The 23,626-nt window shown below is 59.4% G+C and carries 25 protein-coding genes; 12 read left to right on the top strand and 13 right to left on the bottom strand.

Translation table 11 applies throughout. The features are described 5' to 3' along the window. Positions 1–47: 47 nt before the first annotated feature. Entirely contained in the window at positions 48–557 is a 510-nt protein-coding gene (locus tag AB4P92_RS26235) for a DUF1993 family protein (protein ID WP_042560033.1), read from the bottom strand. A 125-nt stretch (positions 558–682) separates the two neighbouring features. Between AB4P92_RS26235 and AB4P92_RS26230 the strand changes: the two genes are divergently transcribed. Beyond that, on the top strand, positions 683–1,330 hold the full coding sequence (locus AB4P92_RS26230) for a YceH family protein (protein ID WP_047300698.1): 648 nt from the start codon (positions 683–685) through the stop codon (positions 1,328–1,330). Between the two features lie 70 nt (positions 1,331–1,400). On the opposite strand, the gene AB4P92_RS26225 is transcribed toward AB4P92_RS26230, so the two are convergent. Both AB4P92_RS26225 and AB4P92_RS26220 read right to left on the bottom strand, forming a co-directional pair. Beyond that, positions 1,401–1,919 (bottom strand): cupin domain-containing protein, encoded by a 519-nt coding sequence (locus AB4P92_RS26225; RefSeq protein ID WP_395598396.1) that lies wholly within the window; start codon positions 1,917–1,919, stop codon positions 1,401–1,403. Between the two features lie 200 nt (positions 1,920–2,119). Then, positions 2,120–2,938 carry a shikimate 5-dehydrogenase gene (locus AB4P92_RS26220; protein ID WP_042560036.1) on the bottom strand — a complete coding sequence of 273 codons (819 nt, stop codon included), beginning with the start codon at positions 2,936–2,938 and terminating at the stop codon, positions 2,120–2,122. A gap of 255 nt (positions 2,939–3,193) precedes the next feature. On the opposite strand from AB4P92_RS26220, the gene AB4P92_RS26215 reads away from it, so the two are divergent. The 3 genes from AB4P92_RS26215 (at position 3,194) to AB4P92_RS26205 (ending at position 4,260) form a co-directional block, all read left to right on the top strand. Continuing rightward, the gene (locus AB4P92_RS26215) at positions 3,194–3,553 is read left to right on the top strand and encodes a hypothetical protein (protein WP_210703200.1); all 360 of its coding nucleotides are present in this window, start codon (positions 3,194–3,196) and stop codon (positions 3,551–3,553) included. Positions 3,554–3,780: 227 nt separating this feature from the next. Beyond that, positions 3,781–3,975, top strand: a complete 195-nt coding sequence (locus AB4P92_RS26210) for a hypothetical protein (protein WP_016984641.1) — start codon at positions 3,781–3,783, stop codon at positions 3,973–3,975. 102 nt (positions 3,976–4,077) lie between these two features. Further along, on the top strand, positions 4,078–4,260 hold the full coding sequence (locus AB4P92_RS26205) for a hypothetical protein (RefSeq protein WP_042560038.1): 183 nt from the start codon (positions 4,078–4,080) through the stop codon (positions 4,258–4,260). Here the strand turns inward: AB4P92_RS26205 and AB4P92_RS26200 are convergent. Next, on the bottom strand, positions 4,257–5,318 hold the full coding sequence (locus AB4P92_RS26200) for an AI-2E family transporter (RefSeq protein ID WP_042560039.1): 1,062 nt from the start codon (positions 5,316–5,318) through the stop codon (positions 4,257–4,259). The two genes, AB4P92_RS26205 and AB4P92_RS26200, sit on opposite strands and share 4 nt — an antisense overlap. Before the next feature lie 156 nt (positions 5,319–5,474). Between AB4P92_RS26200 and yegQ the strand changes: the two genes are divergently transcribed. Continuing rightward, positions 5,475–6,812: a tRNA 5-hydroxyuridine modification protein YegQ gene (gene yegQ, locus AB4P92_RS26195; protein ID WP_395598395.1), complete on the top strand. Its 1,338-nt coding sequence runs from the start codon at positions 5,475–5,477 to the stop codon at positions 6,810–6,812. Positions 6,813–6,960: 148 nt separating this feature from the next. Here the strand turns inward: yegQ and AB4P92_RS26190 are convergent, their stop codons facing one another. Further along, positions 6,961–7,824 (bottom strand): LysR family transcriptional regulator, encoded by an 864-nt coding sequence (locus tag AB4P92_RS26190; RefSeq protein ID WP_395598394.1) that lies wholly within the window; start codon positions 7,822–7,824, stop codon positions 6,961–6,963. Positions 7,825–7,924: 100 nt separating this feature from the next. Between AB4P92_RS26190 and AB4P92_RS26185 the strand changes: the two genes are divergently transcribed. Continuing rightward, positions 7,925–8,827, top strand: a complete 903-nt coding sequence (locus AB4P92_RS26185) for a DMT family transporter (protein ID WP_395598393.1) — start codon at positions 7,925–7,927, stop codon at positions 8,825–8,827. A gap of 128 nt (positions 8,828–8,955) precedes the next feature. On the opposite strand, the gene AB4P92_RS26180 is transcribed toward AB4P92_RS26185, so the two are convergent. Together AB4P92_RS26180 and AB4P92_RS26175 are read right to left on the bottom strand one after the other, a co-directional pair. Then, positions 8,956–9,186 (bottom strand): hypothetical protein, encoded by a 231-nt coding sequence (locus AB4P92_RS26180; protein WP_042560043.1) that lies wholly within the window; start codon positions 9,184–9,186, stop codon positions 8,956–8,958. Positions 9,187–9,278: 92 nt separating this feature from the next. Further along, the gene (locus AB4P92_RS26175) at positions 9,279–9,992 is read right to left on the bottom strand and encodes a FadR/GntR family transcriptional regulator (protein ID WP_042560044.1); all 714 of its coding nucleotides are present in this window, start codon (positions 9,990–9,992) and stop codon (positions 9,279–9,281) included. Between the two features lie 369 nt (positions 9,993–10,361). Here AB4P92_RS26175 and AB4P92_RS26170 point away from each other — a divergent pair, with 369 nt between their 5' ends. Both AB4P92_RS26170 and gudD read left to right on the top strand, forming a co-directional pair. Further along, entirely contained in the window at positions 10,362–11,708 is a 1,347-nt protein-coding gene (locus AB4P92_RS26170; protein ID WP_200611899.1) for an MFS transporter, read from the top strand. A 29-nt stretch (positions 11,709–11,737) separates the two neighbouring features. Then, entirely contained in the window at positions 11,738–13,081 is a 1,344-nt protein-coding gene (gene gudD / locus AB4P92_RS26165) for a glucarate dehydratase (protein ID WP_115147281.1), read from the top strand. A 176-nt stretch (positions 13,082–13,257) separates the two neighbouring features. Here the strand turns inward: gudD and AB4P92_RS26160 are convergent, their stop codons facing one another. Next, a complete protein-coding gene (locus AB4P92_RS26160) occupies positions 13,258–14,130 on the bottom strand; it encodes a LysR family transcriptional regulator (protein ID WP_395598392.1) in 873 nt (290 codons plus the stop codon). Positions 14,131–14,290: 160 nt separating this feature from the next. Here AB4P92_RS26160 and ampC point away from each other — a divergent pair, with 160 nt between their 5' ends. Then, a complete protein-coding gene (gene ampC / locus AB4P92_RS26155) occupies positions 14,291–15,457 on the top strand; it encodes a class C beta-lactamase (RefSeq protein WP_395598391.1) in 1,167 nt (388 codons plus the stop codon). 98 nt (positions 15,458–15,555) lie between these two features. Here the strand turns inward: ampC and AB4P92_RS26150 are convergent, their stop codons facing one another. Beyond that, positions 15,556–16,119 (bottom strand): DUF4174 domain-containing protein, encoded by a 564-nt coding sequence (locus AB4P92_RS26150; RefSeq protein ID WP_042560049.1) that lies wholly within the window; start codon positions 16,117–16,119, stop codon positions 15,556–15,558. Positions 16,120–16,325: 206 nt separating this feature from the next. Between AB4P92_RS26150 and AB4P92_RS26145 the strand changes: the two genes are divergently transcribed. Then, positions 16,326–16,796 (top strand): GNAT family N-acetyltransferase, encoded by a 471-nt coding sequence (locus AB4P92_RS26145; protein WP_042560050.1) that lies wholly within the window; start codon positions 16,326–16,328, stop codon positions 16,794–16,796. Between the two features lie 34 nt (positions 16,797–16,830). Here the strand turns inward: AB4P92_RS26145 and AB4P92_RS26140 are convergent, their stop codons facing one another. From AB4P92_RS26140 to AB4P92_RS26125, 4 genes are all read right to left on the bottom strand, one after another. Then, on the bottom strand, positions 16,831–17,157 hold the full coding sequence (locus tag AB4P92_RS26140) for a hypothetical protein (protein ID WP_395598390.1): 327 nt from the start codon (positions 17,155–17,157) through the stop codon (positions 16,831–16,833). Between the two features lie 9 nt (positions 17,158–17,166). Continuing rightward, entirely contained in the window at positions 17,167–17,952 is a 786-nt protein-coding gene (locus AB4P92_RS26135; protein WP_042560052.1) for a sulfite exporter TauE/SafE family protein, read from the bottom strand. A gap of 997 nt (positions 17,953–18,949) precedes the next feature. Further along, entirely contained in the window at positions 18,950–20,164 is a 1,215-nt protein-coding gene (locus tag AB4P92_RS26130; protein WP_395598389.1) for an MFS transporter, read from the bottom strand. A gap of 211 nt (positions 20,165–20,375) precedes the next feature. Further along, positions 20,376–21,125: a hypothetical protein gene (locus AB4P92_RS26125; protein WP_042560055.1), complete on the bottom strand. Its 750-nt coding sequence runs from the start codon at positions 21,123–21,125 to the stop codon at positions 20,376–20,378. 335 nt (positions 21,126–21,460) lie between these two features. Here AB4P92_RS26125 and AB4P92_RS26120 point away from each other — a divergent pair, with 335 nt between their 5' ends. Both AB4P92_RS26120 and AB4P92_RS26115 read left to right on the top strand, forming a co-directional pair. Then, entirely contained in the window at positions 21,461–22,609 is a 1,149-nt protein-coding gene (locus AB4P92_RS26120; RefSeq protein WP_395598388.1) for an aldose epimerase family protein, read from the top strand. A 191-nt stretch (positions 22,610–22,800) separates the two neighbouring features. Further along, entirely contained in the window at positions 22,801–23,622 is an 822-nt protein-coding gene (locus AB4P92_RS26115; RefSeq protein ID WP_395598387.1) for an aldo/keto reductase, read from the top strand. The last annotated feature ends 4 nt before the right edge of the window (positions 23,623–23,626 follow it).

Below are 23,626 nucleotides of genomic sequence, written 5' to 3'. Positions count from 1 at the left end.
GGCGGTCCGACGTTTCGGGAGGGTTAGGGTGAGGGGCTCCTGGCGATTTAGAACGCGCCCATGTAATCGCGTTTACCCACTTCAACACCGTTGTGACGCAGCAAGGCGTAAGTGGTGGTGACGTGGAAGAAGAACTGCGGCAGACCGTAGGTCAGCAGGTAGGACTGGCCACTGAAGCGCTTCTCTTTCGGCGTGCCTGGACGGGTAACGATTTCGATGCCTTCCTTGCCATCGATCTGCTCAGGCTTGATCTCGCCGATGAAGGCCAGGACCTTGGCGATCAGGGCTTGCAGCTCGGCGAAGGTGGTTTCACTGTCGTCGTACTTCGGCAGTTCGACTTCAGCCAGACGCGCGGAAACACCTTTGGCGAAGTCCACGGCAATCTGCACCTGACGGGTCAGCGGGAACATGTCCGGGTACAGGCGCGCTTGCAGGAAGGCGTTCGGGTCGATGTTTTTCTCGGTGGCGTGGGCTTCAGCCTTTTTCAGGACATCGCTCAGGGCGTTGAGCATTTGTTGAAAAACCGGGACGGATGCGGCGTACAGGGAAATGGTCATGGCAGTCTCGTGTAGTGGCTGGGTGGAACATGGGGGCGATTATAGCCATGCTTGATGACCACACGGCTTGCCTTTTGTTTGGCAAGGATTACGCTAGGCGCCTTCGACTGCTGAGGGAACGCGCGATGACCACCGAACCAGAATCCACCTTTGACGAGCCACGGCTTAACGCCACGGAAATCCGTATCCTCGGTTCGTTGATCGAGAAACAGGCCACCAGCCCGGAAACCTATCCGTTGACCCTCAACGCACTGGTCACCGCCTGCAATCAGAAAACCAGCCGTGAACCGGTGATGAACCTGACCCAGGGCCAGGTTGGCCAGAGCCTGCGCGCTCTGGAAGGTCGCGGTTTTGCCAAGCTTGTCATGGGCAGTCGTGCCGACCGCTGGGAGCACAAGGTCGACAAGGCGCTGGAACTGGTGCCGGCGCAGGTGATCCTGACGGGGCTGCTGTTTCTGCGCGGCCCGCAAACCATCAACGAACTGCTGACCCGCAGCGGGCGCATGCATGATTTCGAAGATGCCGAGCAGGTGTTGCATCAGCTTGAGCGCCTGATTGCTCGCGGGCTGGCGGTGTTGATTCCACGTCAGGCCGGGCAGCGCGAAGATCGTTACACCCATGCGCTGGGTGATCCGGCGGATATCGAGGTCATTCTGGCGGCGCGGCACAATCCTCAGGAGCGCGGCGCGGCTAGCGGTGTTTCGGTGGAGCGTATCGAAGAGCTTGAGGCGCGGATTGCGGCGCTGGAAGAGCGCCTGGCGCGGCTGGAATAAACACCTGAAATCAGTGTGGGAGCCAGCAGGCTAGCTCCCACAGGAAATATCCGACCTTAAGACGTGCGTGTTATTCGCCATCCCAGTAATCAACCCCATCCGCCTGTCGCGCCACAGCGACAAAGCCTGACGCATTGCCTTCGGCATCGACCGTGAAATTGTCCATCACCGCATATTTATTCGAATCCGGGTATTCGCAAATATCCGGCTGCTGCTGAGTGCTGACTGCCAGATAGCGCAGTTCGCCCGCGCTGGTATTGATGATCTGATGCGCCATCTCCGGGCCGCCCGGCGGACAGGCAATGACATCACCTTCCCGGATCGGGAATCGCTCGGTGCCAAGACGGACCTCGCCCTCCCCGGCCACCACGTAGAACATTTCCTCATTGACCCGATGGCTGTGAAACGGGCTGCCGCGCATACCCGGCGGCAGTGCATACAGGCGATACCCGAGCTTCTGTGCACCGAGTTGCTGGCCAATCCGCGCTGAGCGTTGCTGGTAACGTGCGGCGGTTTCGCCTTCGGGGGACAGGGCTTCGGGCAGCGGTTCGAGTTTGACCTGATGCAGATTGAGAATACGCGGGGGCATGCTGACCTCGGTTTTTGTGGGTGGGCAAGTCTGGGCTTGCTGGCGAAGCAGTATAGGCACCCCGAAACACCGCAGTGACCTCATCGCTGGCAAGCCAGCTCCCACATTGGGTCTTGGTGATACGCAGGTATTGTGCTCACCGAGATCCCTGCGGGAGCTGGCTTGCCAGCGATGGGGCCAGCTCATTCACCGCATGACTTTCAGCTACGCGCAAACTCCACCGCTGCCTGAAACTGCTCTTCGGTCGGCCGCACCCCGGTATAAAGCACAAACTGCTCCAGCGCCTGGATCGCAATCACCTCCAGCCCGGTGATCACTCGCTTGCCTTCAGCTCGTCCGCGCACGATCAGCGGCGTTTCCGAAGGAATCGCCACCACATCAAACACAGTCTGCGCCGCGTTGATCACCTCAGGCTCAAACGCCAGTTGCCCTGCTTCCGGGCCACCGTCCATACCGACCGGAGTGACGTTGATCAGCATCTGCGGGCGCTCATCGCCCAATGCTGCCAGCCAGCGATAACCCAGCGAGTCTGCGAGTGCACGCCCGGCGCGCTCGTTACGGGCGACGATCAAGCCGTTTTTGTAGCCACCATCACGCAGGGCACTGGCCACAGCCTTGGCCATGCCACCGCTGCCGCGCAGAGCGAAGGTCGATTCCTTGGGCACCGCGTGGGTTTCCAGAAGTTGTGCGATGGCAATGTAGTCAGTGTTGTAAGCCTTGAGATGGCCATGGGTGTTGACGATGGTATTGATCGACTGAATCGCCGCCGCCGACGCGTCCAGCTCATCGACCAGCGCAATACTGGCCTCCTTGAACGGCATCGACACTCCGCAACCACGGATGCCCAGCGCGCGAATCCCACTGACTGCGCCGGTCAGATCCTTACTGGCGAAGGCCTTGTAGTAGAAATTCAGGCCCAACTGCTCATACAAATGGTTATGAAAACGCAGACCGAAATTACCCGGCCGGCCGGACAGGGACATGCACAGCTGGGTGTCTTTGTTCGGGTTCATCTGCATGAAACTTCTCCTTCAAACGCACTTTCGGATGGGCGGGATTAGCCAGCCCATCGGGTTCTGTTCGATCATATCGGCGTGTCTGTACGCGATGACGTTAGCGTTGAGCGTCCGGTAAAGAAAACGGTACAGACCTTACACAAAATTTACCTGGCGGCTGTGCTGAATTTCAAAAAATCGCTGTCTTAGAAGTATCCCCGCGACGACTGCGGGCCTGGTGCAGGCCCTGCCGCCGGGTCGAAGAACCGAGGAATTATCATGATTCGTAAACTCTCCATCATGGCAATGTTGATTGGCGCACTCGCTGTCACAGGACAGGCAGAAGCCGGTGGTGGCCATGGCTGGCAAGGCCCTGCGGTGTTTGGCGCGATCGTCGGCTCGGCCATCATCGGCTCGGCGCTGATCAACCAGGATCGACCGGTGTATGTCCAGCAACAACCGGTTTACGTTCAGCCACAACCGGTTTACGTGCAACAGCCGCCCCCACCGGTTTATTACCAACCGGCACCGGTGTATGTGCAGCAACCGGTATATATCCAACGGGCGCCCGTCTATTACGGCCCGCCTCGCGGTTATTACGGTCGGCCACACGGTTACTACGGTGGCCCACGCTGGTAACCGAAACACAAAGCCCCGCCTTGATAGCGGGGCTTTTTTGTGACCGTCTGTCGGCCAGCGTCTGAAAAAATCTCGCCAAGGTCGCTGTGAGGACAGTTTCAACAGCTAAAGTCGGCATGATGGATTTGACCGCTGGGGAAACATCGAACGGTCATTTATTTGTCATGACGGAACCGCAAGCTGAATCCGTCCGTAAACAACAGGTTGATAACAACAAGGACGACTCCATGCCAACACAAAATCCGCACCGCATCGTCGGCTTGTGCACCTCCAGCAAGGTGTACAGCGCGCTGACCGAGCTCAAGCACCTGGAAGGCCACCGCTGCGCCAAGTTTCTTTCGCTGCTGGCCGAGAACCTAGTGCACAAAGGGCTGCTCAATGAGCGTGAAGTGATGCACATGCTTGATCAAGTGGTCGATTGAAACAGCCCTCACTGTTATCAATGACCACTATCGAAAGCGTTGATTGTCCCTGAGAACGCCGATTCCCTAAGGTAGCGCCATCGATTGATGGAGGTCCTTGTCATGGCTCAGGTTCAAATCATGTCCGTTATTGGCAGCGCCGTTCCCGCCTCACTCAGAGAGCTGGGATTGCTCGCCTGTTGGTATCTGGTGCGTGACGGCGAGCCGATCAGCGGCCCGCTCACGTCCTTGCCGGCAGCGCAGGCACTGTCGCAACAGGTCGCCGGCGCGCGGTTCCAGGTTTAAGGCAACTGCACCTTGGGCTTGGTCTCGATAAACAGCGCCCAGCTGGACATGAACAGCGCGGCAATCAAAGGCCCGATCACGAACCCGTTCAAGCCGAATACCGCCAGACCGCCCAGGGTCGAGATCAGGATCAGGTAGTCGGGCATGCGCGTGTCCTTGCCGACCAGAATCGGGCGCAGCACGTTATCGACCAGCCCGATCACGAAAATGCCGAACAAACCGAGCACGACACCCTGCCAGATCATGTTGCTGAGCAGGAAATAGACCGCCACCGGTGCCCAGACAATCCCGGCTCCGACAGCGGGCAACAGCGACAGAAACGCCATCAATACCGCCCACAGCAGCGCGCTGGGGATGTCGAGAAACCAGAAAATCGCCCCGCCCAGCGCGCCTTGCGTGACCGCGACCACCAGGTTGCCCTTCACCGTTGCCCGCACCACGCGGTTGAACTTCAGTTGCAGGCGTCGCTTGTGACTCTCTTCCAGCGGTACGGCGGTGCGTATCTTGCGCGCCAGTTCCGGGCCGTCACGCAGAAAGAAGAACAGCAGATAGAGCATGATGAAGAAACTCACCACAAACTCGAACGTACCTTGGCCAAAACTGAATGCCTGAGTGGCCAGCACCTGGCTGCCCTGCATCGCCGACTTGACGATTTTGTCGCGCAAGCCGTTCAGCTCGCCCATGCCGAAACGGTCCAGCAAATGCTGGAAGTACGGCGGCAGACTCTGCTTGAACTGCGCCAGATAAGCCGCGACATCCAGCTCGCCACTCTCGATGTTCTTGTAGACCATCGCCCCTTCCTGGACCAGCAACACGCTGATGATGATCACGGGCAAAATCGCAATCACCAGGCAGACGCTCAACGTACACAGCGACGTCAGGTTGCGCTGCCAGCCGAATCGGGCCTGCAACCGGCGCTGCATCGGCGCAAACAGAATGCCGAGGATCACCGCCCAGAACACCGCGCCATAGAACGGCAACAGAATCCAGATGAAGGCCACCGTCACCAGTAACAGCAACACCGTCAGCGATTTGAATTGAATACTTTTTTGGTTCATGTCCAGTCCATGTCAGTCAGGCGCCATGCACGCCAGCCCAACTTAGTCAGCCGCCAACCGCGCGAGTGCCATCTTTATTCAAGGAGCATAGATCCAGATCAATAAACCCCGCAGACAACCGCACTACCCTGCCGCGCTTTTGCGAGCGCTGCCGCCATGACTCCCACCCTCACTCTCGCCGCCCCCGAACTGCTCGCCCCCGCCGGCACCCTGAAAAACATGCGTTACGCCTTCGCCTACGGTGCCGATGCGGTTTACGCCGGCCAGCCGCGCTACAGCCTGCGGGTGCGCAACAATGAATTCGATCACGCCAATCTGGCACTGGGTATTCGTGAAGCGCAGGCGCAGGGCAAGCGCTTCTACGTGGTGGTCAACATCGCGCCGCACAATGCCAAGCTCAAGACCTTTCTCAAGGACCTGGCGCCAGTCATCGAGATGGCGCCGGACGCGCTGATCATGTCCGATCCGGGGCTGATCATGCTGGTGCGCCGGCATTTCCCGCAGATGCCGATCCACCTTTCGGTGCAGGCCAACACGGTGAACTGGGCGAGCGTCGAGTTCTGGCAGCAACAGGGCCTGAGCCGGATTATCCTGTCCCGCGAACTGTCGCTGGAAGAAATCGCCGAAATCCGCGAGCAAGTGCCGGGCATGGAACTGGAGGTGTTCGTTCACGGTGCCCTGTGCATGGCCTATTCCGGACGTTGCCTGCTCTCGGGTTACATGAACAAACGTGACGCCAATCAGGGCACCTGCACCAACGCCTGCCGCTGGAAATACTCGGCGCAGGAGGCCACGGAGAATCAGCTGGGCGAGATCGTCCAGACCTTTCAGCCCGAGCCAACCCTGGGTCTTGGCGCGCCGACCGATCAGGTGTTTCTGCTGCAGGAAGCCAATCGCCCTGACGAATTGATGCCCGCTTTCGAGGACGAGCACGGCACCTACATCATGAACGCCAAGGATCTGCGCGCGGTCCAGCACGTCGAGCGCCTGACCCGCATGGGCGTGCATTCACTGAAAATCGAGGGCCGGACCAAATCGCACTTTTACTGCGCGCGCACCACGCAGGTGTATCGCCGGGCAATTGATGATGCGGTGGCCGGGCGCGAGTTCGATCGCAGCCTGATGAACGATCTGGAATCACTGGCCCAGCGCGGTTACACCGAGGGTTTCCTGCGTCGCCATGTGCATGACGAGTACCAGAATTATCTGCATGGCAGCTCGGTGTCGGAGCGACAGCAGTTTGTCGGGGAGTTGACCGGCGAGCGGCGTGACGGATTGGCCGAGGTCAAGGTGAAGAACCGTTTTGCGCTGGGCGATCATCTGGAATTGATGACGCCTGGGGGCAACTTTCATTTTGATCTGCAGGAACTGCGCAACCTCAAGGGCGAAGCTATTGAAGTGGCGCCGGGGGATGGGCATACGGTGTATGTGCCGATTCCGGACGGGGTGGATTTGCGCTTCGGGTTGTTGATGCGCGACCTCAAGCCAAACTAACCAGCTCCATCATCCACACGAACCCGTGTAGGAGCTGCCGAAGGCTGCGATCTTTTGACTTGGATTTAAAAAAAAGCAAAATCAAAAGATCGCAGCCTTCGGCAACTCCTACAGGGGTGATGTGTTCGGAGCATAAAGGGCGGCTGGGTCAGGTGAATTCTTCGCGCAACATCGTCACAAACGCCTCGCGCGCCGGATGCACCCCGGCGTTTTCATGCCAGTAAAACAGATTGTCGATGGCCGTCAGTTCGGGGAACTCATAGCCCACACACCCCGCGCCTTTGGCGTATTGCTCGAACACCCCTTTGGGCACCAACGCCACGCCCGCCCCCGCACTGACGCACCCGACAATCGCCCCGTAACTGGCCAGACTGACAATCGGCAACGCCTGCCCCTGACGCAACAACCAGTGCTCCAGCGCCGCCCGATACGGACAGCCTTGCGGCCACATGAACACGGTTTTGTCCTGCAGATCATCGATGCCGCGCACCGGCCCGAACGACGTCGAGGCAATCAGCAGCAACTCTTCGCGATACATCGGTGTGCGCTTGAGCTGCGAGCGCTCAACGTCCACCGCGACAATCGCGCCGTCGAGGCGATGGTTCAGCGTGTCGTCGAGCAACTGGCCCCAGGTGCCGGTGGTGAGTTCCAGTGCGACCTGCGGATAACGCTTGTGAAACTTCGCAAGCAGCCGTGGCAAACGCCCGGTGGCCGACGATTCGATGGCGCCGATGCGCAGCGGCCCGGACGGCTCGGCCGAGGGATCAACTGCGCGTTTGGCCTCCGCCGTCAGCGCCAGAATTTTTTGCGCATAGGCAAGAAACATCTGCCCTGCCGGACTGATCCGCAGCCCACGCCCCTGGCGAATGAACAGTGCAACGCCCAACTCCGCCTCCAGCGCCTTGATCCGCGCGGTGATGTTCGACGGCACGCAGAACAGTTTTTCCGCCGCCCGGGCGATGCTGCCTTCCTCGGCCACGGTCTTGAACATACGGATTTGTGCCAGCTCCATACTCATCACTCTGAGTGAACATTCAGCGCAGTATAAGTCAGTTGTGGCGAATGATTGCCCGCCCGGATACTCGGCGCATCATGCCTACTGGTGCTCGATCATGCCGTTCCCTGCTTCGCTGAAAATGTTACTGGCCATGGCGTTTGTCGTCTGCTGCTGGGCGTATTCGCCAACCGGCATCCACATCGGCCTGCAAGCTTACGATCCCGGGCATCTGGCGTTGCTGCGGTTTCTGTTGGCGTCGGTGTTCATGGCGGTCATCGCCGCGTTCAAAGGTCTGCAACTCTCTCGCGTGAGGGACGTACCACTGCTGTTCGCCCTGGGTTTCTTCGCGGTCAGCCTGCATCACGTCGCGCTGAACATCGGCCAGCTAAGCGTCAGCGCCGGGGCGTCGAGCGTGCTGGCGCAATCGAGTCCACTGTTCAGCACGCTGCTGGCGCGCTTCGTGTTCAAGGATCAGGTCAGTGTCTGGCGTTGGGGCTGTGTGTTGCTGGGTTTGGTCGGCGTGGCGATTGTGGTCAGCGGCGATCGTGGTGTGGGCGAGATCGACGCGCATGGCTTGCTGATCTTGCTGGCGGCGGTTTCCTGGAGCATTTATTTCGCTCTGCAAAAGCATCACGCCCGGCGCTATGACGGTTTGAGTCTGACGTGCTACGCGGTGTGGTCGGGGACATTGCTGTTGCTGATTTACCTGCCGGGGTTGAGCGACGCGGTGATGAAAGCGCCGCTGCGGGTGCAATGGGCAGTGTTGGCGCTCGGTGTGTTTCCAAGTGCCCTGGCCTATCTGGCGTGGGGGTTTGTGCTCAGGCATGTGGATTTGAGTCGGGCGACCATGACCCTCTACCTGATTCCGCCGACGGCGATGGGGATTGCGTCGGTGGGGCTGGGCGAGCGGCCGACCCTGTTGATGCTGGCGGGCTCGGCGGTGGTATTGGTCAGTGTGCTGGCGTTGAATCTGGAGCGGCGGTTTTGGCTGGGGCGGACTGCGTGCGCTAATCATTGATATCGAGTGAGACGGATGCCGCCATCGCTGGCAAGCCAGCTCCCACAGGGTTCGGGGTTGTACAAAGGTTCTGCTGCACACCCGCATAACCGGTGGGAGCCATCACATCAATCAGAGCCAGCTGCCCATCAGCGCCGATCATCCGACAACGGCGTCGGTTCATCCGCCGGCGGCATTTCTTCATCCGCCGGTGGGTCCTTCCAGTCCTCCGGCCGATCGGCGTCACTCAACGGATCGCGCCCCGGGGTCATCCCTGGCGGTGCATCGTGATCGCCCAGTGACGGCTCATCGGTGCCGGGCACCGGGAGGGTCGGGTCGGTGGGAAGCACTCCCCCCTGAAACAGCAAGTCGTTAGCCATGACGCACCTCACCAAAGAGGTCCGGAAAACCCGGGCCGTACAGTTTGGAAGCGGCCCCGGGAACGGCGTGCCATCGAACAGACCAACGGCGCTCAATCCTGTGCCAGGAACCGGTCGCGACTGTTGGTCAGATGCAGCCACATGGCTGCCCGCGCTGCATCCGGATCCTGGCGCTTGATCGCATTCAAAATCGCCTCGTGCTCCAGATTGGCCAGTTGCCCCAGCTTGCTCAAATCCGCCGCCCCACGCTCGACTGCATTGACCCGCGCCCGCGGAATCATCGCGTTGCCCAAGTGCTGCATGATCTCGCTGAAGCACACATTGCCGGTGGCCTCGGCGATCAACAGATGAAAACGCCGATCGGCCTCGACGCAGCTGTCGTTGTTGGCCAACAGACGTTGATAGTCATCCAGCGCCTGGCGCATCTGCAGCACTTGCTGCTCGCTGCGGCGCTGCGCCGCCAGCGCCACGGCTTGCGTCTCCAGCCCCATGCGCAATTCAAGAATGCTGCGCACCCCGAGCGCGGTGTCGACGTTCAGCCGCAACCCCTGCTCCGGCGCCCGCTCGATCACGAACGTGCCGATGCCATGCCGGGTCTCGACCAGCCCCGACGCCTGCAATTTGGAAATCGCCTCGCGCACCACTGTGCGGCTGACCCCGTATTCCTGAACGATGGAATTCTCCGACGGCAATTTGTCGCCGGGGGACATTTGCCCGAGCAGGATGCTCTGGGTGAGCTTCTCCACCAGGTCATGGGCCAGGTTGTGCGCACGTTTGCGCGCGGGGGCGTCGAGGTCTTCTTGCATGGTCGGTTCCGGTGAACGGTGCTTGCGGATCGTAGCACTGCGGGGATGGCTGACAAGGGTCGATGTTACTCCTCTGAGCCCGATCAACTTGTATGACAACACTCATTATCTGTGAAAAAACTCGTTCATGAATTAAGCGTTCCGCTGAAATAAAATTCGGAGCCGCTCAAAAGACACGACCGCCCAACACAAGATAAAACCAGTAAACACGGACTTAAAAACCAAAAAAAGCATAAGAAATCTGCCTCTCCAAAGAATTTAGTCGGTCCTTGCCACTTGTAGGACAAAAAAACCTAGTTGTATGATGTCTATCAACAACGCAGCACCCAGCCCTACCCCGCATAAAAATAATCAGTGGGAGAAAACCTAGTGAAAACCTCCGTCTCCGGGATGAACGAGGGCGTTGATTCAACGCTGGCGTCCGCCATCTCGAAAGTTAAACGCCACGTCTTGCCGCTCTTCGTGATCATGTTCATCGTCAATTACATTGACCGGGTGAACATCGGTTTCGTCCGTACCCACATGGAACATGACCTGGGCATCGGCGCCGCCGCTTACGGCTTCGGCGCCGGTCTGTTCTTCATCGGTTATGCGCTGTTCGAAGTCCCCTCCAACATGCTCTTGCAGAAGGTCGGCGCACGCATCTGGCTGACCCGAATCATGTTCACCTGGGGCGTGGTCGCTACCTGCATGGCGTTCATCCAGAACGAAACCCACTTCTACATCCTGCGTTTCCTGCTCGGTGTCGCCGAGGCCGGGTTCTTTCCCGGGGTGATCTACTACTTCACCCGCTGGTTGCCCGGCGCGGAACGCGGTAAAGCCATTGCGATTTTCCTCAGCGGCTCGGCCATTGCGTCCCTGATCTCCGGCCCGCTGTCCGGCCTGCTCCTGCAAATCAACGGGCTGGGCATGCACGGCTGGCAATGGATGTACTTTATTGAAGGGATGTTTTCGGTGTGCCTGTGCGTGTTCGTCTGGTTCTGGCTCGACGCCAAACCTCACGATGCAAAATGGCTGAGCCGCGCCGAACAGGACGCGCTCGTCACGGCCATCGACGACGAACAGAAGGCCCGCGAAGCTGCCACACCGATCCGGCCATCGATGGGCAAACTGCTCAAGGACCGCCAGATCATCCTGTTCTGCCTGATCTACTTCTTCATTCAGTTGACGATCTACGCCGCGACCTTCTGGCTGCCGAGCATCATCAAGAAGATGGGCGAACTCAGCGATGTGCAGGTCGGCTTGTTCAACTCGATTCCGTGGCTGCTGTCGATTGTCGGCATGTATGCCTTCGCCTCCCTCTCCACCAAATGGAAACACCAGCAGGCATGGGTCGCCGCTGCGCTGTTGATCGCTGCAGCGGGGATGTTCATGTCCACCACGGGTGGGCCGATCTTCGCCTTCGTCGCGATCTGCTTTGCGGCGCTGGGTTTCAAGTCGGCTTCGTCGCTGTTCTGGCCGATACCGCAGGCGTATCTGGATGCGCGAATTGCCGCCGCCGTGATCGCGCTGATCAACTCGGTGGGCAACCTTGGCGGCTTCGTTGCGCCGACCACTTTCGGACTGCTCGAAGAACACACCGGCTCGATTCAGGGTGGCCTCTACGGCTTGGCCGCTACCTCGATCATTGCCGCGATCATCGTCTTCTTCGCCCGCACCAAGCCCAGGCCGGCTGCGGATATTGCTATAGCTGAAACTGCGCCGAAACACGCCTGATTCTGAAAGATACGAAAAGGATAAAAACAATGAACGCACACGACACCGCCAAAGCCCCGATCATCACTGACATGCAGGTCATTCCGGTGGCCGGCCACGACGGCATGCTGCTTAATCTGAGCGGTGCCCACGGGCCATTTTTCACCCGCAATATCGTCATTCTCAAAGACAACGCCGGCCATACCGGTGTCGGTGAAGTACCCGGTGGCGAGCGCATTCGCCAGACGCTGGAAGACGCACGCAGCCTGGTCATCGGCAGCCCGATCGGCACGTATCAAAAGATGCTCAATCAAGTCCGTCAGACCTTTGCCGACCGCGATGCCGGCGGCCGCGGCCTGCAAACTTTCGACCTGCGCATCACTATTCACGCGGTCACCGGCCTCGAAGCCGCACTGCTCGACTTGCTCGGTCAGCACCTCGACGTGCCAGTCGCGGCGCTGCTCGGTGAAGGCCAGCAACGCGATGAAGTGAAGATGCTTGGCTACCTGTTTTACGTCGGCGATCAGCACGAAACCGACCTCGCCTACCGCAGCGAACCGGACGCCGAAAACGACTGGTTCCGCGTGCGTCACGAGAAGGCCATGACCGCCGAAGCCGTGGTGCGCCTCGCCGAAGCGGCCCACGCGAAATACGGCTTCAAGGATTTCAAGCTCAAGGGCGGCGTGCTCAGTGGTGATGCGGAAATCGAAGCAGTCACGGCGCTGGCCGAACGCTTTCCGCAGGCGCGCATCACCCTCGACCCGAACGGCGCCTGGTCACTCAAGGAAGCGATCCGCTTGTGCCGGGATCAGCATCAGGTTCTGGCGTATGCGGAAGATCCGTGCGGTGCGGAAAACGGTTATTCCGGCCGCGAAGTGATGGCAGAGTTTCGCCGCGCCACCGGCCTGAAAACCGCCACCAACATGATCGCCACCGACTGGCGTGAAATGGGGCATGCGATCCAGCTGCAATCGGTGGATATCCCGCTGGCCGACCCGCACTTCTGGACCATGCAGGGTTCCGTGCGCGTGGCGCAAATGTGCCATGAGTGGGGACTGACCTGGGGCTCGCACTCCAACAACCATTTCGATATTTCACTGGCCATGTTCACCCACGTTGCGGCGGCAGCACCGGGTGAAATCACCGCCATCGACACCCACTGGATCTGGCAGGACGGCCAGCGCCTGACCAAGGCGCCGTTGCAAATCGTCGACGGTTGCGTGCAGGTGCCGAAGACGTCGGGACTGGGCGTGGAAGTGGATATGGATCAGGTGGCCAAGGCTCACGAACTGTACAAAGGCATGGGCCTTGGCGCACGGGATGACAGCGTGGCGATGCAGTTTCTGATTCCGGGCTGGAAGTTTGATAACAAGCGGCCGTGTCTGGTGCGCTAACGCTTCACTAACATCACGGATCCCCTGCACTCTCAATTTTGCAGGAGGTATGTGATGGCCGGTCCGACACATAAACCTGTGGGAGCTGGCTTGCCAGCGATGACGTCAACACGGGCAACATTCAAGGTGCTGACCCAACGCTATCGCTGGCAAGCCAGCTCCCACAGGGTCGTGTGCTAGACAGCGATTTGTAGCAACCAGTTTTTAAACGCATTCATCGCCGCCGTCTCCGGCCGCGACTGCAACCGCGTCAGCCAGTAACTCCCGGTCGTGATCTCGATCGCGAACGGCTGACGGATCGCATCCGCCGCCAGTTGCCGGGCAAACATCAGCGGCGGGGCCAGCGCCACGCCACTGCCCTGCAACGCCGCCTCCATCATCGCCAGCGACGAGTCGAACATGATGCTTTGCGGCGGCGCGGCCTGTGTCGCCAGACCCGCCGCCTGAAACCACGCGGGCCATTCATCAGTGCGATAGGAACGCAGCAACGTCTGCTGCAACAAATCCCCAGGCGTGTGCAATTGCCGGGCGATCTCCGGCACGCACAGCACTGATAGTGGCGCATCGAGCAAGCGCATCGCCTCGATACCGTGCCAGGCGCCAGCGCCAAAGCGGATCGCATAATCCAGCCCTTCGGCGGCAACATCCACGCGATTGTTGTGCGTCGACAGCCGTAAATCTATGAGCGGATGTTTCGCCCGGAAGTCCGCAAGCCTTGGCAACAGCCAACCCACGGCGAAAGTGCCGACCGCCCCGACGGTCAACATCTCGCGATACTGTCCACCGGCAAGGCGTTCGAGGATCTGCGCGATGTGGTCAAACGAGGTGCTTAACACCGGCAGCAACGTTTCGCCTTCACTGGTCAGCATCAGCCCGCGGGGCAGGCGTTTGAACAGTGTTACGTTGAGCTGCGCTTCGAGGCTTTTGACCTGATGACTGACGGCAGCCTGAGTCACGCACAGCTCCACGGCAGCTCGAGTGAAACTCAAGTGACGCGCCGATGCTTCGAAAGCGCGCAGTGCATTGAGCGGCAATTGCGGTCGAATCATGCCCAGCCCCTAATTTTTCTAATGGCTAATCCAAGATTTCGTCGTTTGTCGATTCACGTCGGACTGCCTAAATTGTCGGCGCTGATCAGCCGCCCATTACAAAAATCGCCCGCAGTGTAGCGCGATACCACCATCAACACTCTTGGAGAGTGGTTCACTTATGTCATCCATCAACCTGACCAAAGCCTTTTCCTGTAGCGCGTTCGGACTGCTATTCGGCGCTGCAACCTGCCTCGGCGCCCCGCAAACCGATGAGCAACTGCAAGCTGTGGTCAAAGCCGCCGTCACACCGGTGATGCAGCAACAGAACATTGCCGGCCTGGCCGTTGCACTGACCATCAACGGCCAGCCGCATTACTTTAACTACGGCGTTGCCGCCAAGGACACCGGGCAGAAGGTCAGCGAAAACACCCTGTTCGAAGTCGGCTCGGTGAGCAAAACCTTCACCGCGACATTGGCCGGTTATGCGCAGGCCACGGGCAAACTGGACCTGTCGACCAAGGCCAGCACGCTCTGGCCTGAGCTAAAAGGCAGCGCCTTCGACAACATCAGCGTGCTGCAACTGGGCACCTACAGCGCGGGCGGTTTGCCGCTGCAGTTTCCTGCTGATGCGGACTCAACGGACAAGATGCTGGGCTATTACCAGCAGTGGAAACCGGCCTATTCGCCGGGCAGCCATCGCCTGTATTCGAACCCCAGCCTCGGACTGTTCGGCTATCTGACGGCAAAAAGCCTCGATCAACCCTTTGCTCAGGCCATGACTGAAACCTTGCTGCCGAAGCTGGGCCTCAAGCACACCTTCATTGAAGTACCCGCCTCAGAAGCGAAGCTCTACGCGCAGGGTTACGACAAGAACGACAAACCGGTTCGCGTCAGCCCCGGCGCACTGGATGCCGAAGCCTATGGCATCAAGACCAGTGCGGCGGATCTGCTGCGCTACGTCGAGGCCAACCTCAAGCCTGCGAACCTTGAACAGCCGCTACAAAAAGCCATCGCCGCGACCCACACCGGTCACTACACCGTCGGCGATATGACGCAGGGTCTGGGCTGGGAGCGTTATCACTATCCGATCAGCCTGGAGAAGCTGCAGGCCGGCAACTCGACGCCGATGGCAATGGAGCCGCACAAGGTCAAATGGCTGACCCCGCCACAGCCTGAGCCGGCCAATGTGCTTTACAACAAAACCGGCGCAACCGGCGGTTTCGGCGCGTACGTGGCGTTCGTGCCATCGAAGGATATTGGCATCGTGATTCTGGCCAACAAGAACTACCCGAATGCGGAACGGGTGAAGATTACGCATGAGATTTTCAGTGCGCTGACCAACTAAAGATCAAGAGATCGCAGCCTTCGGCAGCGCCCTTCTTGCAGGCAATAAAAATGGGCGACCTATAGAGGTCGCCCATTTTTTTGATTCAGATCCCGCCATCAATCATTCGGCATTTCTGGCGGCTTGGTCGGTTTGGCGGGTTTGCTCGGCTTGGCGCCTTTCGCACCTTTGGCCGGTTCAGGTTCGGCAGCGGCCGGGGCTGCTGCGGCGGCGGCCGCTTCTTTCTCGGCCATGGGCATGGCGTCGATGGTGTCGAAGATTTTCTTCAGGTCGATGGCCTTCGCGTCATCCCCCGAGGCGGAGAGTTTGGTCTCGCCGTCCTTGCCCACCAGGAACACTTTCGGATAAGCCCCGGCGCCCAGCTTCAGTGAGCGCAGCAGGGCCATGGTGTCTTGCTGGCCCATGTCCTTGCCGTCGAGCTGACCCGACATACTGAGGATGGTGTAAACCTTGATATTGCGATCGGCGACGCCCTTTTTGTTGGCCGGGTCGTCCAGCGACTTTTTCAGGTTCAGCCACACGGGGTCGGCGGTGCTTTGCGCGATCACGATCAGCGGTCGGGCGCGGCCCATGTCTGCGGCAATCGGCGAATCGTTGTCAGCGGCGAACAGGGGGCCGGCAACTGCCAGCAAGAGTGTCAGGGTCAGTGACCTGATGAGCATGCGCATCTCCTTTTGATATCCACGCTCTAATGATTGCGCATCGCGGCGATTGTTCCGGTGTATCCGGCAAATATCTGTCGCCCTGCCAGAAGCTTAGGTCAGGCCCGACATTGCGCAACTGCACAAACGCGATTGCCACGCCAATTTGATTACCGTTCAAGAGCGCATTAGGGTGGCTGTTCTGCTCACGAAATGGAGGTCACCCCGTGCACATCGATTACCTGTGCGATCACCCGGAATTGATCGAAGAACTGGCCGAACTCAACTTCAAGGAGTGGGGTAGCTTTCGTCCCGACGACACCCTTGCTGCCCGCACCGAACGCATGCGTGCGGCGTGCGGCAAAGGTGCGATCCCCAGTGTCGTGGTAGCGATTGAAGACGGCAGGTTGCTGGGCGGCGCACTGCTGATCGACAGCGACATGAAGGTCCGGCCCGAACTCACGCCCTGGCTGGCCGGGGTTTATGTGAAGGCTGAAGAACGTGGCCGCGGGATTGCTTCGCAACTGGTCAAGCGCATTGTTGAAGAGGCTGAGGCGTTGGATGTCCCGGAACTTTACCTGTACACCGACGCAGCACAGTCGCTGTATGCGCGGCTGGGTTGGGAGGTGGTCGAGGAGATGGTTTACGAAAATTTACCGGTGACCGTCATGAAATACACCACGCGGCAACCAACATAAGAAGATATCTGTGGCGAGGGGATCTAGCGCGACGTCAGTCCAGCGCCGAATCGAGTGCCGCCAGTAGATGTGCGGATTCGATCAGGCGCTCGCCGACTCTGATTACCCCGCCGTCCAGATCAATGCTCACCGTCACCGACGAGCGATCGCCAGGGTATTTGCGCAGCAGCAGGTCGATGCCACTGACCGTCTCCTGCGCTGTGCCGATCAAATCCCATACGCTGTCGCTCAGATCCAGCAAAACCTGCTGACGCTGCTGATCAACCACCAGCGGCGCATACAGCCAATGGCTCATGCGCATCTCGCGGGGTTCGACAGTGATGGCGATACGGCCATCGCAGTGCACAGTGGTTTCGCTCATGGTTGTCGATCAAAACGCCAGTTTATAGCCGATCAATACCAGCATCGTCGCCAGGCAGGGCCGCAGCACTTCGTCGGAGATGCGGCCGGTCAGGTGGCTGCCAAGCCAGATGCCTGGCAACGAACCGATCAGCAAAAAGCCCAGCACGCTCCAGTCCATGTTGCCCATGCTCGCATGGCCGAGGCCGGCGACGAGGGTCAGCGGTACGGCGTGGGCGATTTCAGTGCCGACCAGGCGGCGGGTCGGCAGCAGCGGATAGAGGATGAACAAGGCCACGGTGCCGAGGGCGCCGGCGCCGATCGAGGTCAGAGCGACCATGGTGCCAAGGATCAGGCCGGTGATCACCGTCATCACGTTCAGCCGCGAACCGCTCGGGTTGTAGTTGCCGCCAGCGCGTTTGTGGGCGAATTCCAGCAAGCGTTTCTTGAAGAAGATCGCCAACGCCGTGGCGAACAACACAAAGCCCAAGGCCTGTTTGATGATGGCGTTCATCGCGTCCGGCGCGGTGTGCAGCGTGCTGAGAAACCACAAGGTCATGACCACCGCCGGCACGCTGCCGAGGGTCAACCAACCGGTGATGGCCCAATCGATATTCTTGTTCTTCTTGTGAACGATGACGCCACTGGATTTGGTAATGGCCGCGTACAGCAGGTCGGTGCCGACCGCCGTGGCCGGGTTGATGCCGAACCACAGCAGGATCGGCGTCATCAACGAACCACCGCCGACACCGGTCATACCGACAATAAAACCCACCACCAGCCCGGCAATCACCAGGCCGAAATTTGCCAATTCCATTAAGACGTCCAGAAAAACGACGAGAAAAATCTGGCCCGCAGCATAGCGATTTTTCTTATAACCACATATATCGATGCGGTCTATCGTTATGCCCAATCCCACTTTCAGGCTCGAGGGTTTGGGGTATATCCATTTTTTGGGTGATGGCTGAGTAGGGTTCCGCCCTTACGGCGGGTCACTTTTTCCAGACGCCGAAAAAGTAACCAAAAAGGCTTTGCCCTGACGTTCGGCCCGCTCGCTGGGGCTCGGGGTTCCTTCGCTCCGGGATCCATCCGGGGCATCGATTCCGGTTTGCTTCGCTGCACCTCCTTTCGATGTCCTCCCCGGATGAATCCCTCCACTCAGCCTGCCGACGGGCTCTGAGATCAAGAGCTGCACTCGAGCTAACGCTCATTGTGTTGAGTGGTGGGAGAGCGATGCGGTCGGCATTGGTTTTGGGTTGGGTTCGCCCCTCATCGGAACGTCGCCCGCCCAGCCCTCTCCCGAGGGAGAGGGGATCAATTTTTGGGCTTTTCAACATTGGAGTGCGACTCGGTATCCACATCGGCGCATCTCGCCCAATCACCTCGATCAGTTCCCTCTCCCTCCGGGAGAGGGCTAGGGTGAGGGGCTCTTGATCTGGCCCTGGCTTTTGATCTTCTGCCCCTTCGGCAGGCCGAGCGTAGGTGTTCATCCGGGGGGCAGGCGCCCAGCGCCGTGCGGCGAAGCCGCATTCATCGAGAGGAGGTGCAGCGCAGCAAACCGTAGACGATGCCCCCGGATGGACACCGTAGCGAGGGAACACTGAGCCTCAGCGAAGTGCCGTACGCCGGGGCAAAGCCTTTTGGTTCCTTTTTGGCGTTTGAAAAAGGGACTCGCTGTAAGAGCGAAACCGCCAGCGGCAACACCCGCAGCAACGGATATATCCCCAATCCCAATCCGGCGTTCAGGTGCTCCACGACGAACGCAATAAGAAAGATCAAAAGATCGCAGCCTTCGGCAGCTCCTACAGGAGGGATCAGTGTTGGCGTCGTCCCGGTTTGAAGCTGTGTGTGCTGTTGATCCACACCGTGGCCAGCGCGATCAGGGACAGGATCAGCAGCGCCCACGGAAACGACATCGCCCCCGCTCGATCCAGCAGCAACCCACCGAACAGCCCGCCTCCGGCGATTGCCACGTTCCAGGAAGTCGTCAGCATTGCCTGCACCACATCGACATGATCACCGGCAGAATCCGCCGCTGCCGTCAGCAACAACGTCGCCGAACCACCGAAGGACAACCCCCACACCGCCATGCAGCCGTAGATCACCCATGGCGACGGATTCGCCAGGGCCAGCACCAGCGCCGTCACGGCAAACACCGCGAGGCTGATCAGGGTCAGCCAGCGCAACCAGCGATCCACCAGCATGCCGATGATCCAGATTCCCACCAGCGAACACACGCCAAACAACAGCAGCACCAGATCAACACGTCCGGCGAGTCCGGCCTGCATCAAAAACGGTGAAATGTAGGTGTAGAGAATGTTGTGCCCGAGCATCCACGTCAGCACCACCAACAACACCGGGCGCACACCCGGCAGGCGCAGGGACTGCATCAACGGCAGACGCTCGGCACTGGCCTGCCCCGGGCGATCCGGCACCGCCACAACAATCCACGCCGCCAGCACCAGCGCCAGTGCCGACATTATTCCGAACGAGGCGCGCCAACCGATCAGATGGCCCAGCCACGTCCCCGCCGGTGTTCCCAGGGAAAGCGCCACTGGTGTGCCGAGCATGGCAATCGCCAGCGCTCGCCCCTGCTGATGCACCGGCACGATCCCGCGGGCGTAACCGGCCATGATTCCCCACGACAGCCCAGCCGCCATACCGGCGAGAAAGCGCGAGGCCAGCGTCAGGCCGTAATGACTGGAAAACGTGGTGATGGTGTTGAACAGCACAAACCCGCCAACCGTCATCAACAGCACCCGGCGCCGTGGCCAGCCACGGGTGGCCACGGTCAGCGGAATCGCGGCAACAATCGAACCCAGCGCATACAGCGTCACCAGTTGCCCGGCGAGCACTTCGCTGACGTTCAGTCCGGCACTGATTTGCGGCAGCAATCCGGCCGGCAGGGTTTCAGTGAGGATGGCGATGAACCCGGTCATGGCGAAGGCCAGCAACGCGGCATAGGGCAGTTTGTCGGCGCGGGTCGCGCGGTCGACACGGCTGAAATCGGCGCTTGCGGGGTCGGTCATGACGGATGCAGCTCCATTTGGATCAAAATTAGCGAGTGATTGTATACAAGTTATCCAGCCACCAATCAACCCAATACCGCTGACACCACTATCCCCCCCCTGTAGGAGCTGCCGAAGGCTGCGATCTTTTGACTTTGGTTTTTCAAGATCAAGATCAAAAGATCGCAGCCTGCGGCAGCTCCTTTATTGCGCCAGCAGCGTATCCACAGATTTATTGCACCGGGAGGAAGTTGAGGAACAGCAAACTCTGCGCGTAATTGAGCCCGATCCGCCGGTAGCGCTCATCAAGCATTTGCGTCAGCAGATCCAGACGCGCAACGATTTTGCCGAACTCCACGGCAAAACTCAGGTTGCTGCCCTCCTCCGAGATCTCATTGGAAAACAACAGCGGCTGGCCTTCCTTGTTCTGACGCTGCGACAGAATCCACGTGGCTTTTTCGATGTTGCGCGCCGCGTTATGCACGAACGTCGGGTTGATCGCGTCCGTCATGTAGAACTGGGTTCGATTGCCATGGGCCGTCACCAGCATGCTGCCGATGGCATAAATGAACGCGCCGACGCGGTCACCACGAAACTCCGGGCTCATCGCATAGCTGAGCGCCGCGAGGTCCTTTCTGCCGCCGAGCACCGGCAATGGTTGTTGCTGCTCGATGGCCAGTCGTACCTGCTTGACGGCGGCGTGAATGTTGAGGAAACCCGACTTGCGCAACTCGTCCGGGTTGCGCAGGTACAGCTTGCCCATCAACCGATAAAGACTGCCAAGGTTGTCACGCATCGCCAGCGTGGCCATCCGGTCGACGCTGGTCTGCAGAAATTCCTGCGGCTGCCCTTCCCGGATCTGGTTGATGAAACCATTACCGTCCTGATGGCTACAACCGCTGAACAACAGCGACGACAAACACACCAGCAACAGGCACGGGCGACGGACAAATCGGCTGATCAGCTTAAACACTCTCGGCATGAATTCTCGAACAGGCACATTCCTGTGCGGCGGGAGTCACCGCATCCTGGCCATGGATAGAGCCGCTGATTGCGCAAAAGTGCAGTGCTGGCGGTATTTCCCGACCTTCGGCGTGATACAGCGATCCATTTAGTCCGACTTTATTTTTGCAATAAACGTTTAATCCGCTATAAATTCTCACCTGAATACCAAATAGCATGACTATTACCCAGCCTCTGTAGGAGCTGCCGCAGGCTGCGATCTTTTGACCTTGTTTTTTAAGATCAAAAGATCGCAGCCTTCGGCAGCTCCTACAGGGGGGTTACTGAAAACAACAACAAAAAGGAAGGTCAACCATGATTCAATCCCGTCACCTGCTCTCCGGCCTTGGACTGTCCCTGATGATCGCCACCCTCTCTGCCAACGCGGCCGGCCTGAGCGCCGAACACAAGGCCTTCGGCAAAACCAATGACGGCACGCCCGTCGAGCAATACATCCTGCGCAACAGCCATGGCATGCAAGCCACGGTCATCACGTACGGCGCAACCCTGCAATCGCTGCAAGTGGCGGACAAGAACGGCAAGTTCGACGACGTCGTGCTCGGCTTCGACGATGTGCAGGGCTACCAGAAAGGCACCGCGTACTTCGGCGCGACCATTGGCCGCTTCGGCAATCGTCTGGCAGAAGGTGCTTTCGAACTCGACGGCAAACGCTATCAAGTGCCGCAGAATGACAAGTCCAACGCCTTGCATGGCGGTACTCAGGGCTTCGATAAAAAGGTCTGGAAAGCTCAGGAAACAAGAGACAAGGATTCAGTCGGCGTAACCCTGACCTATCTGTCGGTGGACGGTGAAATGGGTTTCCCCGGCAACCTCACCACCGAGGTGACTTATCGCCTCACCGACAACAACGAATTGCGCATCGACTACAAGGCCAGCACCGATAAACCGACGGTGCTGAACCTGACCAATCACAGCTACTTCAACCTCGCCGGCGCCGGTAATGGCGACATCCTCAAGCAAGTCGCGACCTTGCATGCCAGCCATTACACGCCGGTCACCGGCAAACTGATCCCCACCGGAGAGCTGGCGCCAGTGGCCGGCACACCGATGGACTTCAGCAAACCGACCGCCATCGGCGCGCACATCAAGGCGGATCATCCGCAACTGAAATTTGCCGAGCCGAAACAGGGTGGCTTCGATTTCAACTGGGCGCTGGATACCAAAGGTGATGCGAGCAAACTGGCCGTCGAAGTCAGTGACCCGCAGTCCGGCCGGCATCTACAGCTGTTCACCAGCGAACCGGGCGTGCAGTTCTACACCAGCAACTTCCTCGATGGCACGGTCAAGGGCAAGGGTGGCAAGGTCTACCCGCACTGGGGCGCGTTTACCCTCGAGACCCAGCACTATCCTGACTCACCGAATCAGCCGAACTTCCCCAGCACACGGCTGGATCCGGGCCAGGCTTACGCGCATAGCGTGGTGTTGAAGTTTTCTGCGAAGTAGAAGCTGAAGATCAACAGATCGCAGCCTGCGGCAGCTCCAGTTGTTTGGGTACACCGTTTGAATGGCGGTGAATCCAACCCCACCTGTAGGAGCTGCCGCAGGCTGCGATCTGTTGCTTTATGAAGCGCATGGAACCCCTGCGCTATCCTGCTGCCCACTAAGGTATCGACCCTTTCAGGTAGGAGGTTTGAATGCGTACCCTCGAATTGGCTGGCGTGCAGGTTCCGGTGATTGGCCAGGGCACCTGGCGTATGGGTGAAGATCGTTCGACCCACAAGCGCGAAGTTGCCGCCTTGCGCAGCGGCATCGAACTGGGCATGACCCTGATCGACAGCGCCGAAATGTACGCCGAGGGCGGCGCCGAAAGTGTTGTCGGCGAAGCTATCGCCGGTTTGCGTGATCAGGTGTTTCTGGTCAGCAAGGTCTACCCGCACAACGCCAGCCGCAAAGGCATCCGGCAAGCTTGCGAACGCAGTCTGCGTCGGCTGGATACCGATTACATCGACCTCTATCTGCTGCATTGGCGCGGCCAGTATCCGCTGGATGAAACCGTCGAGGCTTTCGAACGCCTGCGCGAAGAGGGCAAGATTGGTCGCTGGGGTGTGTCGAATTTCGACGTCGATGACCTTGAAGAACTGGCGTCTCCTGCCTGCGCGACCAATCAGGTGCTCTACAACCTTGAAGAGCGTGGCGTCGAATTCGATCTGTTGCCGTGGTGCCAGCAACAGCGCCTGCCGCTGATGGCTTACTGTCCGATCGGTCAGGGCGGCGCGATGCTGGCCAACCCGGTGCTGAAACAGATTGCCGCTCGTCACGGCGTCACCCCGGCGCAGGTGTCGCTGGCGTGGATTCTGCGTCAGGATGGCGTCATTGCGATTCCCAAGGCTGTGCGGCCGGAACACGTGCAACTCAATGCACAAGCCGCGCAGCTACAACTGGAGGCCGGGGATCTGGCGGCGCTCGACCAGGTGTTTCAAGCGCCACAACGCAAGCAGCGGCTGGCCATGGTCTGAGCTG

It is taken from the genome of Pseudomonas sp. A0308 (genome assembly GCF_044218815.1).
GTDB lineage: Bacteria > Pseudomonadota > Gammaproteobacteria > Pseudomonadales > Pseudomonadaceae > Aquipseudomonas > Aquipseudomonas iridis.
The sequence above is the reverse complement of the archived record's forward strand: the minus strand, read 5'-3'. Positions and strand labels throughout refer to the sequence as shown.